19 protein-coding genes and 1 other RNA gene are annotated in these 14,963 nt (G+C 63.8%); 13 read left to right on the top strand and 7 right to left on the bottom strand.

Going from position 1 to position 14,963, the window contains the following annotated elements:
- Positions 1 to 489, bottom strand: coding sequence for an SspB family protein (locus ACLI1C_RS13010; RefSeq protein ID WP_411397413.1), 489 nt, complete (start codon positions 487 to 489; stop codon positions 1 to 3).
- 96 nt (positions 490 to 585) lie between these two features.
- Positions 586 to 943: a transfer-messenger RNA gene (gene ssrA, locus ACLI1C_RS13005) on the bottom strand.
- A 48-nt stretch (positions 944 to 991) separates the two neighbouring features.
- Between ssrA and ACLI1C_RS13000 the strand changes: the two genes are divergently transcribed.
- Positions 992 to 1,546 (top strand): hypothetical protein, encoded by a 555-nt coding sequence (locus tag ACLI1C_RS13000; RefSeq protein WP_411397412.1) that lies wholly within the window; start codon positions 992 to 994, stop codon positions 1,544 to 1,546.
- Positions 1,547 to 1,551: 5 nt separating this feature from the next.
- Here ACLI1C_RS13000 and ACLI1C_RS12995 read toward each other — a convergent pair whose 3' ends face one another.
- Together ACLI1C_RS12995 and ACLI1C_RS12990 are read right to left on the bottom strand one after the other, a co-directional pair.
- A complete protein-coding gene (locus tag ACLI1C_RS12995; protein WP_411397411.1) occupies positions 1,552 to 1,791 on the bottom strand; it encodes a YdeI/OmpD-associated family protein in 240 nt (79 codons plus the stop codon).
- Positions 1,788 to 2,186, bottom strand: a complete 399-nt coding sequence (locus ACLI1C_RS12990; protein ID WP_411397410.1) for a RidA family protein — start codon at positions 2,184 to 2,186, stop codon at positions 1,788 to 1,790. Before ACLI1C_RS12990 ends, ACLI1C_RS12995 begins: the two co-directional genes overlap by 4 nt.
- Positions 2,187 to 2,374: 188 nt before the next feature.
- On the opposite strand from ACLI1C_RS12990, the gene ACLI1C_RS12985 reads away from it, so the two are divergent.
- The 7 genes from ACLI1C_RS12985 (at position 2,375) to hflC (ending at position 8,195) form a co-directional block, all read left to right on the top strand.
- The gene (locus tag ACLI1C_RS12985) at positions 2,375 to 2,956 is read left to right on the top strand and encodes a DUF1003 domain-containing protein (RefSeq protein WP_411397408.1); all 582 of its coding nucleotides are present in this window, start codon (positions 2,375 to 2,377) and stop codon (positions 2,954 to 2,956) included.
- A gap of 9 nt (positions 2,957 to 2,965) precedes the next feature.
- Complete coding sequence (locus tag ACLI1C_RS12980) at positions 2,966 to 3,760, top strand: thymidylate synthase (RefSeq protein ID WP_411397406.1); 795 nt, start codon at positions 2,966 to 2,968, stop codon at positions 3,758 to 3,760.
- A 149-nt stretch (positions 3,761 to 3,909) separates the two neighbouring features.
- Positions 3,910 to 4,917 (top strand): DUF4424 domain-containing protein, encoded by a 1,008-nt coding sequence (locus ACLI1C_RS12975; protein ID WP_411397404.1) that lies wholly within the window; start codon positions 3,910 to 3,912, stop codon positions 4,915 to 4,917.
- 19 nt (positions 4,918 to 4,936) lie between these two features.
- Positions 4,937 to 5,422, top strand: a complete 486-nt coding sequence (locus ACLI1C_RS12970) for an N-acetyltransferase family protein (RefSeq protein WP_411397403.1) — start codon at positions 4,937 to 4,939, stop codon at positions 5,420 to 5,422.
- The gene (locus tag ACLI1C_RS12965; RefSeq protein WP_411397401.1) at positions 5,419 to 5,943 is read left to right on the top strand and encodes a dihydrofolate reductase; all 525 of its coding nucleotides are present in this window, start codon (positions 5,419 to 5,421) and stop codon (positions 5,941 to 5,943) included. The genes ACLI1C_RS12970 and ACLI1C_RS12965 overlap by 4 nt, the downstream gene beginning before the upstream one ends.
- Positions 5,944 to 6,002: 59 nt before the next feature.
- Complete coding sequence (hflK, locus tag ACLI1C_RS12960; protein ID WP_411397400.1) at positions 6,003 to 7,106, top strand: FtsH protease activity modulator HflK; 1,104 nt, start codon at positions 6,003 to 6,005, stop codon at positions 7,104 to 7,106.
- Positions 7,107 to 7,109: 3 nt separating this feature from the next.
- Positions 7,110 to 8,195 carry a protease modulator HflC gene (gene hflC, locus ACLI1C_RS12955; protein ID WP_411397399.1) on the top strand — a complete coding sequence of 362 codons (1,086 nt, stop codon included), beginning with the start codon at positions 7,110 to 7,112 and terminating at the stop codon, positions 8,193 to 8,195.
- A 74-nt stretch (positions 8,196 to 8,269) separates the two neighbouring features.
- Here the strand turns inward: hflC and serB are convergent, their stop codons facing one another.
- A complete protein-coding gene (gene serB / locus ACLI1C_RS12950) occupies positions 8,270 to 9,142 on the bottom strand; it encodes a phosphoserine phosphatase SerB (protein WP_411397397.1) in 873 nt (290 codons plus the stop codon).
- Between the two features lie 24 nt (positions 9,143 to 9,166).
- Here serB and miaA point away from each other — a divergent pair, with 24 nt between their 5' ends.
- Positions 9,167 to 10,048 carry a tRNA (adenosine(37)-N6)-dimethylallyltransferase MiaA gene (gene miaA, locus ACLI1C_RS12945; RefSeq protein WP_411397395.1) on the top strand — a complete coding sequence of 294 codons (882 nt, stop codon included), beginning with the start codon at positions 9,167 to 9,169 and terminating at the stop codon, positions 10,046 to 10,048.
- Here miaA and ACLI1C_RS12940 read toward each other — a convergent pair.
- Entirely contained in the window at positions 10,045 to 11,457 is a 1,413-nt protein-coding gene (locus tag ACLI1C_RS12940) for an MATE family efflux transporter (protein WP_411397394.1), read from the bottom strand. The two genes, miaA and ACLI1C_RS12940, sit on opposite strands and share 4 nt — an antisense overlap.
- A 79-nt stretch (positions 11,458 to 11,536) precedes the next feature.
- Between ACLI1C_RS12940 and ACLI1C_RS12935 the strand changes: the two genes are divergently transcribed.
- The 4 genes from ACLI1C_RS12935 to ACLI1C_RS12920 all read left to right on the top strand — a co-directional run bounded on the left by ACLI1C_RS12935 (position 11,537) and on the right by ACLI1C_RS12920 (position 13,382).
- Entirely contained in the window at positions 11,537 to 11,905 is a 369-nt protein-coding gene (locus ACLI1C_RS12935) for a DUF423 domain-containing protein (RefSeq protein WP_411397392.1), read from the top strand.
- Positions 11,906 to 11,988: 83 nt separating this feature from the next.
- Positions 11,989 to 12,264, top strand: a complete 276-nt coding sequence (locus ACLI1C_RS12930) for a hypothetical protein (RefSeq protein WP_411397391.1) — start codon at positions 11,989 to 11,991, stop codon at positions 12,262 to 12,264.
- 292 nt (positions 12,265 to 12,556) lie between these two features.
- Positions 12,557 to 12,772 carry a cold-shock protein gene (locus tag ACLI1C_RS12925; RefSeq protein WP_332691226.1) on the top strand — a complete coding sequence of 72 codons (216 nt, stop codon included), beginning with the start codon at positions 12,557 to 12,559 and terminating at the stop codon, positions 12,770 to 12,772.
- A gap of 136 nt (positions 12,773 to 12,908) precedes the next feature.
- Complete coding sequence (locus tag ACLI1C_RS12920; RefSeq protein WP_411397389.1) at positions 12,909 to 13,382, top strand: NUDIX hydrolase; 474 nt, start codon at positions 12,909 to 12,911, stop codon at positions 13,380 to 13,382.
- 12 nt (positions 13,383 to 13,394) lie between these two features.
- Here ACLI1C_RS12920 and ACLI1C_RS12915 read toward each other — a convergent pair whose 3' ends face one another.
- A complete protein-coding gene (locus ACLI1C_RS12915; protein WP_411397388.1) occupies positions 13,395 to 14,897 on the bottom strand; it encodes an inorganic phosphate transporter in 1,503 nt (500 codons plus the stop codon).
- Positions 14,898 to 14,963 lie beyond the last annotated feature (66 nt).

Here is a 14,963-nt window from a genome sequence, read left to right as displayed (position 1 = left end):
TCAGGGTTTCTTGCGGAAAGCGTCTAGGCTCACGACCTTTTCGCCCGGCTTTTCCTCGCCGCCCTCGGAGGCGGAAGCTGCCGCGGCGACCGCGTCGTCGGCTTCCGATTCCACCGCTGCAGCGCCGGGCGCCGTCGCCGGATCGAACTGCAGGCCGAACTGCACTGAGGGGTCGAAAAAGCCCTTGATGGCCGAGAAGGGAATGACCAGCGTCTCGGGAATGCCATCGAAGGACAGGCCGACTTCAAAGGCCGTCTCGTTGACCTTGAGGTCCCAGTACTGGTTCTGCACGACGATGGTCATTTCCTTGTCGTACTGGCCAAGCAATTTCTCGCTCAGCCGCACACCGGGCGCGCGGGTCAGGAAGGAAATGAAGAAGTGATGCTCGCCGGGAAGGCCGGTCTTGGCGACTTCGGACAGCACCTTGCGCACGACGCCGCGCAGGGCTTCCTGGGCGAGAATGTCGTATCGCATGTGATCTTCAGCCATCGGCAACCTTCCAGTTTGGGGACAGAATCCCGAACGATCCATATCAGCCTCACGTTCCGTGAGATTTCAAGGCCAAAGGCGCGGAAAGAGCGTGAAGGTGCAGGCTTCTGTTGCCAGGTGCCTGCGGACCCCGCCTGTCACCCGGCTAGGGGTGGAGGACTTAATTTCCCAATGCTAGCACTGCTTACGCAGCGAGAGCGACTGGAGCCTTATGGTTGTCATTTGCAACTATAAGTTTTGGACCGATAACGGTGGTACCTCACCGAGCAAAAGCACACCCTTTACGCCCTCGTCGATCCTGTTTCGCCCCCATTGGCCGCCCCCTTGCGGGGGGAGATGGTGGAGGCGCCGGGTACTGCCCCCGGGTCCGAAAGGTTTATTACGATGACAGTTTATCGCCATAGCTCTTGCGAGCCCTCCCTATATAGGTGACCCTGCCATCGGGTGCAACCGATCGCCCCTTCACAGTCGTGAATGGGGGAGGGGCAAGGGAGGTCGGCTAGTGTTGCCGCAGAGGCTGGAAGGCAAGACCTGCGGCACATGCACGGCATGCTGCGAATTTCCGCCCATTCGCACGCCCAGCCTGCAGAAGCCCACCAATGTGCTGTGCCCGCATTGTGATCGCGGCAGCGGCTGCACGGTCTATGATCGGCGGCCAAGCGAATGCGCCGGCTGGTATTGCGGCTGGTTCTACCTGGCGGGGCTGTCCGACGCCTGGCACCCTACACGGAGCGGCGTGGTCCTCAGACCGGAGGCCCTGGCACAAAATGAAATCACCGTGGTCATCCTGCGGCAGTCGGCATTCCTGCTTTCGGAGGAGTTTGCGGGCGTCATAGGCGCCTGGGTCGAGGCGGGCGTCATCGTGCATTTCGAGCGACTTGGGCCGCCCGGGCACCTGCCGGCCAAGATGGCGGTCAATGAACTGCTTGCCCCGGCCATCGCCGCTCGCGATCTGCGGGAGATGCACAAGGTGTTCTCCTGGGCCATCGCCTATATGGACACTGAACACAGCTGGGAACCGGATGGCATCGTGTTGACCAGCAGCCTGAGTGCCTGACGGCGTCAGCCGCCCCATTTCATGCCCATATAGACGCCACCTGCTTCGAGTTCATCGAGCATCTGCTCGAGATGCCCGCGCTTGGTCTCGTCGCGCTTCGCCTTGTTGATCCACAGCAGGTAATCATTGCGCTGGTAGGGCGGACGCGCGTCATACCTGTCGCGCAGGCCACGAGCAGCGAGTGCCTGGCTGACAAAATCGGGCATGACTTCCCGCTTGCGCAGCGGGCGGAGCACCGGGCTCATGGCAGTACGGCTTGAGCCTCGATTTCGATGAGGAAATCGGGATTGGCAAGGGCGGCGACGCGGAGGGCCATCACCGTGGGTGGATTGGGGCGCTGTCCCCACACCGCCATCCAGGCGCCAAATCCGGCCCGCAGGTCGGCATCCTGGTGGATCACAATGGTCATCTTCACCAGGTCTTCGAGGCGCGCGCCGGCGGCGTCGAGCACCATCTGCAGGTTAACCAGGGCTTGCGCGGTTTGCGCGGCGATGTCGCCCTTGCCAATGACCTCGCCCTTGGCATCGACGCTGTTCTGGCCGCCGATCAGCAGTATCCGGGCTCCTGCCGGTATGACGATGCCCTGCGAGAAGACGGGGCTCTTGTACATTCCATTGGGATTGAGATGCTCAACCAACATGATCGTCTCTCCTTGATGCAACAGCCAATGGCTAGAGGCGCGCGGTGACAGCGCCTGTCAGGACGTGTGACGGTATTCACTTACCTCAATACGCGGCGGCACAGGGCTGCTGGCGTTGCAGGCCACGGCCGCACCAATGCGCTATTGTAGTCCCGCCAACTGCCCCGCCAAAGAGAGTCGATTGGACCATGACCGACACATCATCCGAAAAGCTGATCCACGCCGCCGAGACCTTTCTGGGCAAGGGTGAAACGACGCTGAGCGCGGAGGAGCGGCGCGTTCTCCAGCAGGCCATCGGCAAGAAGGCCGTGTCGGTGGATACCAGTATGGTGTTCGATGACGAGTCAACCTTCGGCCAGCGGCTGGCGGACGGCGTGGCGTCCTTTGGCGGCTCCTGGACATTCCTCAGCATTTTCGGCGCCGTGCTGGTCGGCTGGGTCGGCCTGAACCTGCTGCTGGCCCAGATGGCGCCCGACCCCTATCCCTTCATCTTCCTCAATCTGCTGCTTTCGATGCTGGCCGCCGTGCAGGCGCCGGTCATCATGATGAGCCAGAACCGGCAATCGGCCAAGGACAGGCTGGTCACGGCGCATGACTATGAGTGCAACCTCAAGGCCGAGATCGAGATCATGGCGCTGCATGACAAGGTGGACCAGATGCGCAATGACGATCTCAAGCAGCTGATCACCAAGCAGCAGGAGCAGATCGAGCTGTTGATGCGGCTGGTTGAGGGGCGCGCCGGGGAGGCAGCCCGGCCCGAATCGCAGTAGGATTGCGGCATGCAGCCTTATCTCAAGCTTCTTTCCGATATCCTCGAACACGGCGCCGACAAGTCCGACCGTACCGGTACCGGCACGCGCAGCCTGTTCGGCTACCAGATGCGTTTCGATCTCGCGCAGGGCTTCCCGCTGCTGACGACGAAGAAGCTGCATCTCAAGTCGATCGTCTATGAACTGCTCTGGTTCATCCGGGGCGAGACCAATGTGCGCTGGCTGCAGGAGCGCGGGGTCAAGATCTGGGACGAATGGGCCGACGAGAATGGCGATCTCGGACCCGTCTATGGCTCGCAATGGCGCAGCTGGCCGGCGCCGGATGGCCGCAAGATCGACCAGATCGCCAATGTGATCGAGAGCATCAGGACCAAGCCCGATTCACGCCGGCACATCGTATCGGCCTGGAACCCCGCCGAGGTCGACGAGATGGCGCTGCCGCCGTGCCATTGCCTGTTCCAGTTCTACGTGGCCAATGGCAAGCTGAGCTGCCAGCTCTATCAGCGCTCCGCGGATACGTTCCTGGGCGTGCCCTTCAACATCGCCTCCTATGCGCTGCTGACCCATATGGTGGCGCAGGTCTGTGAGCTGGAGGTCGGCGATTTCGTCCACACCTTTGGCGATGTGCATCTCTATTCGAACCATTTCGACCAGGCGAAGCTGCAGCTCACGCGGGAGCCGCGGCGACTGCCCGTGCTCAAGATCAATCCCGACGTGAAGCGGCTGGAAGACTTTGTCTTCGAAGACTTCACCTTCGAAGGCTACGATCCGCATCCGCATATCAAGGCGGCCGTTTCTGTGTGAGCCACGGACCTGCTTCCTCTGCGGCGCTGGCTTTTCAAGCACCTTTCGCGCTGCTGCCAGAACCGGCTAGATAGTCCTGGTTGGAGCTCCGGCACAGAATCCGGACTGTCGGGCAAGGGCCTGAAACACGAGTGCTTCTGGAGGGTTTCATGCGGTCGATTGCTGCGATTGGATTGGTGATGCTGGCTGGCGCGCCCGCGCTGGCCAATGACACATCGGCCGTGCTGACCACGGGTGGACTGGAATTCGTCACCAACCAGGACATCGTGATGGAGAGCGAGGAGCTGTTCATCTCGAAGGAAGAGATCCGCGTGGTCTACCAGTTCCGCAATACGGGCGAGGTGGACCAGAATATTCTCGTCGCCTTCCCCATGCCCGACATCGTGCCCAATTTCTTCTCGCCGGTGGCCTTTCCCATGGGGCCGGACGACAACCTGTTCGAGTTCGAGACCACGCTCAATGGCGAACCGGTCGAAACCACCCTGCATGAATATGCCTATGCCTTCGGGGTGGATCGCACCAAGCTGATCAAGCAACTGGGACTGCCGCTTGTGCCGATTACCAGCGCGGCCAGTGAAGCCACGGATGCGCTGGATGATGAGACCACGGCACGGCTGCTGCATCTGGGGCTGGTGGCGCCGGATGAGTATGACGCCGGCGAAGGCTGGGAGAAGCACCATTGGCCAGCCTGGACCTACAAGGCGACCTATACCTGGGAGGGCGATTTCCCTGCCGGGGAGACGGTCACCGTCGAGCATCGCTACAAACCCAGTGTCGGCGGCACTGTGGGCGTGAGCTTTCTCAGCGAGCCCTATGAGGACTACGATCCGGCCAAGGAATATGCCGACAAATACTGCACCGACGAACCGTTTCTTGCTGCCGTGCGAAAGACGCTGACCAATCCGGACGAACCGTGGTCGGCCCCCTTCTTCGAAAGCTGGATTTCCTACATCCTCACCACCGGCGGCAATTGGGGCGGCAATGGCATCGGCACGTTCCGGCTGGTCGTCGACAAGGGAAGCCCGGACAATCTGGTCTCGTTCTGCGGCGAAGGCGTCAAGAAGATCGGACCAACGACCTTCGAGATGGTCAAGACCGACTTCTGGCCGGATCGGGAACTGGAGATTCTGATCCTTGAGCGGCAGCCGACCCAATAGTGGCACGACCAGGCGAGTAATGACTGATTTGTTGAACATCCGCCCCGCCACACCCGCAGATGCCGGCCTCATCATCCAACTGATCTCCGCGCTGGCGGAGTATGAGAAGCTGGGCCACGAGGCCAAGGCGAGCGAGGCCGATATCGTGCGCGACCTGTTCGGCGCCGATCCCAAGGTGTTCTGCGAAATCGCCGAGTGGGCAGGCAAGCCGGCGGGCTTCACGCTCTGGTTCTATACCTATTCCACCTTCCAGGGCCGGCACGGGATCTGGCTTGAGGACCTGTTCGTCGATCCGGCCCTGCGCGGGAAGGGGATCGGCAAGGCATTGCTGGTCAATCTGGCGCGGCGCTGCGTTGCCGAGGGCTTGGGGCGCTTTGAATGGTGGGTGCTCGACTGGAACGAGCCCTCGATCGACTTCTACAAGTCGCAGGGCGGCGTGATGCAGGATGAATGGACCAAGGTGCGCGTCGATGGCGAGGCGCTGCTGAAACTGGGTGCGCCATGACCGTCAAGATTGCCATGATTGCCGGCGTGGCCGAGAACGGCGTAATCGGCAGCGACCAAACCATTCCCTGGCGCGTGCCGTCCGACATGGCCTTTTTCAAGCAGACCACGATGGGCAAGCCCATCGTGATGGGCCGCAAGCAGTTTGAGACGGTCGGCAAGCCACTTCCGGGGCGCACCAATATCGTCATCACGCGCCAGCAACACTACCAGCCCCACGGCGTCTTGGTGTTCCACGATATCGAGGCAGCCCTTGCGCAGGCCCGGCAGATCGCCGAAGCCGACGGCGTTGACGAAATCATGATCATCGGCGGGGGCGAGCTTTACGCGCAGCTGATGGACCGGGCGGATCGGCTCTACATCACTCATATCGATCTGTCGCCAGCGGGAGACGTGCGGTTCCCGACCATTGCTCCGGAACAATGGACGGTCGTCGACCTGCCCGAAGTGGCGCCGTCGCACCGGGATGAGGCGACCTACCGCGTCAAAGTGTACGAGCGCCGTGGCGACGCGGCGCATTGATCGCGCCGAGTGCTTGCCTATATAAGTCCCCATGAAACAAAATATCCGAAAGGGACGCGATGCCGTGGGAGAATAACGGAGGCGGGGGTGGCCGCAACAATAATGGCGGTCCCTGGGGTCAGGCGCCAGGTGGCGGCGGTGGCCCGCGTCGGCCAGGCGGCGGCAACACGCCCAATCTGGAAGATATTCTCAACCGCGGTCGCGACCAGTTTCGTGGTGGCATTCCCGGCGGCCGTTGGGCGCTGGTGGGTGGCGTGCTCGCCCTCATCGCGTTCTGGGGCCTGAATTCGATCTATACGGTCGATCCGCAGGAAGTTGGCGTCGAGCTGCGCTTCGGCGCGCCCAAGCCCGAACTGTCCATGCCGGGCCTGCATTTCCACCTGTGGCCGATCGAGACCGTCGAGCGCGTCACGGTGACCGTCAACCAGACGACGATCGGATCGCCGGCAGCGGCGGGCACTCGCACCACCGGCGATGACGGCCTGATGCTCTCGGGCGACCAGAACATCGTCGACGTTCGCTTCTCCGTGTTCTGGGCTGTCGCCAATCCGGTCGAATATCTGTTCAACGTCCGCGACCCGGAAGACATGGTGCGCAACGCTGCGGAAAGCGCGATGCGTGAAGTGGTCGGTCGCCGGCCTGCCAATGACGTTTTCCGCGACGACCAGGCGGGCATCGAAGCGCAGGTCCAGGAGATCACCCAGACCATTCTCGACAGCTATGGCCTCGGCGTTGCCGTCAGCCAGATTTCCATCGAAGGCGCAGCGCCGCCGGCCGAAGTGGCCGATGCCTTCAACGAAGTGCAGCGTGCCGAGCAGGATGAGGACCGCGTGCAGGAAGAAGCCCGCTCCTATGCCAATACGCTGCTGGGCGACGCCCGCGGTCGTGCAGCGGCCCTGCGCGAAGACGCAGCCGCCTATACCAACCGCGTGGTGCAGGAAGCAACCGGTGAGGCCGAGCGCTTCAACGCGATCTATGCCGAATATGTCAACGCCCCCGAAGTGACCCGCAAGCGCCTGTTCCTGGAAACCATGGAAGAAGTGCTCGGCGGCTCCGAGAAAGTGCTGATCGAGAACGGCGCCAATGGCCAGGGTGTTATTCCCTACCTGCCGCTGCCCGAATTGCGCCCCGGCGCATCGACCACCACGACGACGGGGAACTAAGCCATGAACAATCGTCTGATCATCATTGGCGTCGTCGTTCTCGCCGCTCTCTACATCTTCTTCTCGACCATCTACGTGGTCAACGAGCGCGACCAGGCCATCGTCACCCGCTTCGGCCAGATCACCGATGTGCGGACCGAGCCGGGCATCTATTTCAAGATCCCGACCGATATTGTCGACAGCGTGCAGATCATCGAAGATCGTCTGCTGCGCCAGGACATCAGCGACCTGCGCGTGCAGGTATCCGGTGGCGCCTTCTACGAAGTGGACGCCTTCCTCACCTACCGCATCACCGACCCGCGCCTGTTCCGTGAACGCGCACAGGGTCAGCTGGCTGTGGTCGAGGATCGTATCGCGACCCGCTTCGCCGCCGTGCTGCGCCAGGTCTATGGTCTGCGCGAATTCAACGCCGCTCTCTCCGAGCAGCGTCCCGAGATGATGCTGGAAGCCCGCGACCTTATCCGTCCGGACGTCGAGCAGCTTGGCATCGAAGTCATCGACGTGCGTATCCTGCGCACCGACCTTGCCGCCGATGTTTTCGAGCGCACCTATGAGCGTATGCGGGCCGAGCGCCTGGCCGAGGCCGCCCTGCTGCGCGCCCGTGGTCAGGAACAGGCCCAGAGCCTGCGCGCCATTGCCGATCGTCAGGCTGTGGAAATCGTGGCGGCGGCAACCCGTGATGCGGAAATCATCCGTGGTACCGGCGACGCCGAGCGTAACCGGCTGTTCGCGGCTGCCTATGGCCAGGATGCGGAATTCTTCGAGTTCTATCGCTCGATGGAAGCCTATCGCACCGCACTGACCGGCACCGGAACCACCATGGTTCTGTCGCCTGACAGCGAGTTCTTCCGCTACTTTGGCTCGAACGGCTCGATCCCGGAGGCCAATACCAGCCTGGCCACGCCAATCCAGCCGACGGCGACCCCGATCACCGCGCCGGCCACCGATGAGCCGGCCCTGGATGGCCTGGGCATCGAGGAAGTGACCGTTCCCAGCATCACGCTGGAGGATGGCTCGGAGCTCTCGCCGACCGTCGGCACCGATGTCCCGGCGCCTGTCGAAGAGCCTGCGGCGGCTCCGGCGCAATAACGCCGGATGGCATGAAAACGAAAGCCGGCGCTCAGCGCCGGCTTTTTTGTTTCCGCTCTCTTGAGGCGAAGAGCCTAGCGCACGATCTCTTCGTCGCTATAGCCCTGCAGGTAGAGCAGGGCCGTGAGGTCGCCATGGTCGATGCGAATGCCGGCCTCGGCCGCAACGGCAGGCTTGGCATGCAGCGCGACGCCGAAGCCGGCAATGCGGATCATGTCGAGGTCGTTGGCGCCATCCCCGACGGCGATGGTCTGGCTCAGCGGCACATTGCGTTCGGCGGCCAGGGCGAGCAGGCGCTCGCGCTTGGTGTTCTTGTCGACAATGGGCTTGCCCACAGTGCCGGTCAGCGCGTCGCCGTCGAATTCGAGCACATTGGCGATGGCTTCGTGAAAGCCGATGCGCTTGGCGAAATAGTCGGCAAAGAAGGTGAAGCCGCCCGAGACCAGCGAGGTATAGGCGCCATATTCCTTCATGGTCTGGACCAAGGCCCGCCCGCCGGGCGCGAGGGTGATCTGCTCGCGGCGGACTTCCTCTATCACCTTGCGTTCCAGCCCTTTGAGCAGGGCAACGCGGGTGTCGAGCGCCTGCGCGAAATCGAGCTCGCCGCGCATGGCGCGGTCAGTAATGTCGGCAACCTGGTCCTTGATGCCAAGGGCGGCAGCGAGTTCATCGATGCATTCCTCGTTGATCATGGTGGAATCCATGTCGGCGATGAGGATTTGCTTGCGGCGGTTTTCGCTGGGCAGCAGGGCCGCATCGACGCGGTGGCTGCCGATCACCTCACGGGCCACGGCCAGTGCATCGGTTGACTTCGGCTCGATGATCTCGCAGGCAATGGAATGGTCGAGCCAGTTGAGCTCGCCGCCCGTCTGCTTGAGAACGGCCGCGGCCAGGGCCGGGTCGAGTTCGGAGTCGATTGGATTGGCGATGAGGCAGAGGACGGGCATGGGGACTTTTCAAAGGAGGAATGCGTGACAGGCCGCAGGCGCGCCGTCCTGATAGCGGGTCCGACTGCCAGCGGCAAGTCGGCGCTGGCGCTTGGCCTGGCGCAGGCCGGGGATGGCGTGGTGATCAATGCCGATGCCATGCAGATTTACGATACATTGCAGGTGGTTACGGCCCGGCCGAGCGAGGCGGACATGGCGCTGGCCGAGCATCGGCTTTATGGCACGGTGCCGGCTGCGGTGCGGTTTTCGACGGGGCAGTGGCTGGCTGCCGTTCGCGCGGTCATCGAGAGTGTCGACCCGGCGCGACCGCTGATTTTCGTTGGCGGAACAGGGCTTTATTTCGATGCGCTGCTAAACGGATTCGCGGATATTCCGGAGGTGCCGGCTGCGCTGGCGCTTGAAGTTCAACAAGAGATTCAAGCGCTTGACGGGGAGCAGCGGCTGGCGCTGCTGCGCCGGGAGGATCCGGTTGCGGCGGCGCGCCTCAAGGTGGCGGACCCGCAGCGGCTGACCCGGGCCCTGGCGGTCAAGCGGGCCACGGGCCGCACGCTTTCCAGCTTCCAGCAAGAATTGTCTGCCAGCATGCTGGCGGATTTCTTGTCGATTGATCGCATGGTGCTGGACCCCGACCGGGATGTGCTGCGCGCGCGCATCGGTGACCGGTTCGAACAGATGTTTGCCGGCGGCGCGGTGGAAGAAGTGAGGGCGCTGCGCGCGCTCAACCTCGATCCGTCGCTTCCCGTGATGAAGGCTATCGGGGTGCGCGAAATCGGCGACTGGCTCGATGGCGTCATCGGTCGCGACGAGGCGATCGCACTGGCGACGATTGCCACCCAGCAATATGCCAAGCGGCAGCGGACGTGGTTTCGCAACCGGTTCGGCGACTGGCCGCGCCGGGCCGCCTAGCGGGGGCGCAGCAGGCCCAGGCGCTCGCGCATGGCGAAGCGGATCACCAGCACGACGGCAACGAAGGCCAGCCCCGCGGCCAGCCCGATCCAGATGCCGACACCGCGCCAGCCGACGACGAAGCCGAGGATATAGGCAATCGGCAGGCCCACGGCCCAGTAGCCGAGGATGGCGAGGACCATGGGGATCTTGGTGTCGCTGAGGCCACGCAAGGCATGGGCCGCCACGACTTGCGCGCCGTCCACGAGCTGGAACACGCCGGCGACCACGAGGAAAGTGGCCGCCAAAGCCAGTGCATTGGCGTTTTCCGGCAGGCGCGGATCGAGGAACCAGGTCACGATGGTGGGGCCGGCCGTGAGGAACAGCACGCAGGAAAAGGCCATGAAGCCAGTGCCCAGCACAAAGGCGGTCCAGCCCGCCTTGCGGATGCCTTCAGGATCACTGCGGCCATAGGCCATGCCGACGCGCACCGTGGCGGCAATGCCGAGGCCAAGGGGCACCATGAAGGCCATGGAGGCGCATTGCAGGGCGACGGCATGGGCCGCCACCTCGTCGGTGCCCAACAGTCCCATCAGCAGTGCTGCGGCGGTGAAGAGCCCCACTTCGGCCAGCACCGTGAGCCCGATGGGCGTGCCGATGCGGAAGATTTCACGGAAACGCACCCAGTCCGGCCTCCAGAAGCGCATCAGCACGTAGAAGCGCTTGAAGCGGCGGTGGCGCAGCACATAGGCCAGCATCAGGCCGAACATGAGTATGTTGGACAGCACGGTCGCAAGGGCGGCGCCGCGCAGCTCGAGCCGGGGCATGCTGAAATTGCCGAACATCAATGCGTAATTGGCCAGCGCGTTGACGATGACGCCGCCGATGGTGATCAGCAGGATGATGCGGGTGGCGTCAAAGGCGGATAGCAGCGAGCGCAGGGCAACCATGGCCAGCGCGGGGAACAGCATCCAGACGCCGACCTGGATATACTGCTCGGACATGATGGCAGTATCCGGATTCTGGCCGAGCACGGCGAAAATCGGACGGATCTGCAGCAGGACCGGCACCATGAGCGTGGCCAGCAGGATGGCCGCCCACATGCCCTGGCGAACGATGCGGCGGACGGCCCTGATATCGCGCGCGCCCCGCGCCTGCGCGACGAGAGGGGCCACCGCGCCGACAATGCCGATGCCGCCCACGAAGAAAGGCATGATGAATGTCGTCGCCAGCGTGCCCGCGGCGAGATGACTGGGGCCGAGCCAGCCGAGCATGATGACGTCGGTTGCGGTCAGGGCGTTCTGGGCCAGCTGGGCGATGACCAGCGGCCAGGCCAGCGCGAAGGTCGCGCGCAGCTCGGCGCCCCAGCCGCCCCGTGCGGGCGCGGAATTGACGGCGGCGCCGGGCGCAACCGTGACTTGCTCGCTCATGTCAAAATGTCCTACTCGCGGGGCATTGCTCTAAAGGAAACCGCCCAGTAGCGGAAGAGGGCGGCACAAGGAGCGGGCGATGGCTGGCGAAACCGACGGGATGGGACGGCTGGTTCTGGGCGTTGCCGGGCTGGTCGGGGCCGTGGGTGTGGCTGCTGCCGCAGCTGCATCGCATGACGGCAATTCGCGCAGCCTGGCGGCCATTGCGGCCATCTGCCTGGCCCATGGTCCGGCATTGCTGGCCTTGGCGCTGGCGGGGCGGGGGCGCGTGCTCAGCCTTGCCACGCTCCTGCTCGCCGCAGGCACATTAGTGTTCGCCGGCGACCTGGGCATGCGCGAATGGCTGGGGCATGGCCTCTTCCCCGGTGCGGCGCCACTGGGCGGCGCCGGCCTGATCGGCGGGTGGCTGGTCATCGTCGCCGGGGCGCTGTTCCGCCGCGCCGGTTAGCTGCCTAAAATTTTGTTAAATTGCGCCGGGAACCAATGTCGCAACAGCGCATTCTTGCCCTCGATAGTTCTGGAGGGTTTTCCATGCATAAGATTTTGATCATCGCCGCGACGTGCCTGTCTCTTGCTGCCTGCACCACCACCCAGCAGGGTGCCGTGGTCGGTGGCGTTGGTGGTGCCGTCATTGGTGCCAGCGCGACTGGCGGCAGCCTGCTCGGTACGGCAGTCGGCGCCGGCGTCGGCACTGTGGTTGGCGCGGCAGCCGGCGAAGTGCTCGGCCGCTCGTCGAACAACCCCGACATCTGCATCTACGAGCGCCGCGACGGCACCCGTTATCGCGATACTTGCCCGCGCGGCTAAAGAAAGTTGCAGCATCGCCCCATGCTGCAGGCGCCGTAAGGCGTCGGAGCACCCGGTTCGGATTCATTTCCGAATCGGGTGCTTTTCATTGACCAGTGAAATCGCCTTGAAATTTGGACGGCTAGCGGACATATTTTCGGTCCTACGACCACTATCTCGCGCTATCTGATCGACCGGCAGAAGCCGGGAACTTGGCTACCTGCTGATCGGTGAATCGTTTAGGCCGGGCTCCAAAAGGCTCGTTTTCAACCCTGACCGCTTCGGCGGTGTCCACTAGCGAGGACCAATTCCTATGGCTGCCATCACCGGTACCGTAAAATTCTTCAACACCACCAAGGGCTTTGGTTTCATTTCGCCCGACAATGGCGAGAAGGATGCCTTCGTGCATATCTCGGCTGTCCAGCGTTCGGGCCTGCAGGGCCTCTACGAGGGCGACAAGGTGACCTATGAGCTCGAGACTGGCCGCGACGGCAAGGTTTCGGCCACCAACCTGACCCTGCTCAGCTAAGCGCGACACACAGCGTATCCGAAGGGCCCCATGGGGCCCTTTTTTGTTGGCTTATGCACAGGCCCCGCCGGACCAATCGACAGCGGCGCGGCCGGCATGCGATTGTGCCGCCCGATCAAACAATCGGAGACCCGCCATGCTGCGCGAGTTCTTGAGCAACTGGAGCCCCAGGGTTGCGACGACGCCGGGTATGCGGCAGTCCGGCGCCTTGCCCTATTCGGTCATCGATGGCCGCGTGGTCTTCCTGTTGATCACATCGCGGCGCACCGGGCGCTGGATCTTTCCCAAGGGCGATATCGAGCCGGGCATGACGCCATGGGAGAGCGCGGCGGTCGAGGCGATGGAAGAGGCCGGGGTCAGCGGCGAGATCGCCGTCGAGCCCATTGGCAGCTATCGCTCCAGCGCCAGCGTGGACGGTTCGAGCCTGGTCGATGTCGACCTCTACCCGCTCAAAGTGGTGTCCCAGCTCGATGTCTGGAAGGAAATGGACCAGCGGCTGCGGCACTGGGCGGTGCTGCCCGAAGCGCGGCGGCTGCTCAATGATACAGCGCTGTCGCGGCTCGCGGTGAAGCTGCAGGGACAGTTGCGCGGCCCGCGCCAGACCCGCTGACGGCGCCGGCGTTCAGGCGCCGATCACCAGATCAAGGATCCAGAACAGGGCCGCCGCCACGACGGCGGAGGCCGGAACAGTGATGATCCAGGCTGCGGCAATGCTGGTCACGTGCTGACGGCGGACCAGCTTGCGCCGTTCGCTCTTGCGCTCCTTGGACAGGGCGTCTTCGGGGGTGGCGTTGAGCGCGGCCGGATCGACATGGCGGGCGTGAACGGGCACGGCGGTGAAATCGAGATCCTTGCGCGAATAGTATTCACGCAGGAAGCCCACGCCGAAAATGCCACCGACGGCGATATGCGTGGATGAGACCGGTAGGCCCAGCGCCGAAGCCACCAGCACCGTGACAGCGGCTGCCAGCGCCACGCAATAGGCGCGTACTTCATTGAGCTTGGTGATCTGCTCGCCCACGGTGCGGATGAGGCGCGGCCCGAACAGGGCCAGGCCCAGCGAGATGCCGATGGCGCCGATGGCCAGCACCCAGAAGGGCAGGGTAATGCCCGCCGCCGCCGACTCCCCTGACTGCAGGGTGGTGACGATGGCGGCGAAAGGTCCGACCGCGTTGGCGACGTCGTTGGCGCCATGGGCGAAGGAGAGGAGGGCGGCGGCCACCACCAGTGGCAGGCGGAACAGGGCCGCGACATGCTTCTTGCGGTTTTCCATGCCGATGGACTGCCGGCGCACCAGCGGCATGGCGCCCAGCCAGCCGAGCAGGGCAAAGGTGACCCCGAGCGCAAGCACGACATGCAGTTCGGGCTTCCACACACGGCTCAGGCCCTTGGTGGCGATATACATGGCGAAGATGCCGGTCATTGCCGCGACCAGCACGGGCACCCAGATCCGCGCGGCGGAGACCTTGTCGATGCGGTCGGTGATGGTGTGCTTGATGAAGGAGAGCAGCAATGCTGCGATTGCGCCGCCCAGCACCGGGGAAATGACCCAGCTGGCAGCGATGGTGCCGATGGTCGGCCAGGCCACGCTGCCCCAGCCGGCCGCGGCTATGCCGGCGCCCAGAACGCCGCCGACGACGGCATGGGTGGTGGAGACCGGGGCGCCGAGATAGGTGGCTAGGTTGACCCAGAGCGCGGATGCCAGCAGCGCCGCCATCATCAGCAGCACGAAGCGTTCGGCCTCGATGGCTTCGCCGGTGAGCAGGTCGCGCGCCACGGTGTTGACCACGTCGCCGCCCGCCAGCAGCGCGCCGGCCGCTTCGAAAATGGCGGCGATGACCAGGGCGCCGCCCATGGTCAGGGCGCGCGAGCCAACGGCCGGACCCATATTGTTGGCCACGTCATTGGCGCCGACATTGATCGCCATATAGCCGGCGATCGCCGCCGCGATGACCACGAGGTAGCTCATCGGGCCGTCAGTGACGACAAAGCTGGCCCAGACCGCCGCAAGCAGCAGGAAGACCAGCGCAAGTCCGGGGGCCGCTATCGAGCGGGCGAGATCATGGGTGGCGTTTTCCAACCCCGACACACGCTGCAGGTCCTTGTCGAGGGCGCTCTTGGCCATGTGTCATCAAACCGTCACAAAACTCACCTTCTGCGCCAATAGCATTGTCTGTCGCATTGGCCACGT

The sequence above is a fragment of the Devosia sp. XGJD_8 genome, from assembly GCF_046614475.1.
GTDB lineage: Bacteria > Pseudomonadota > Alphaproteobacteria > Rhizobiales > Devosiaceae > Devosia.
This window is presented reverse-complemented; position numbering and strand designations above follow the sequence as displayed.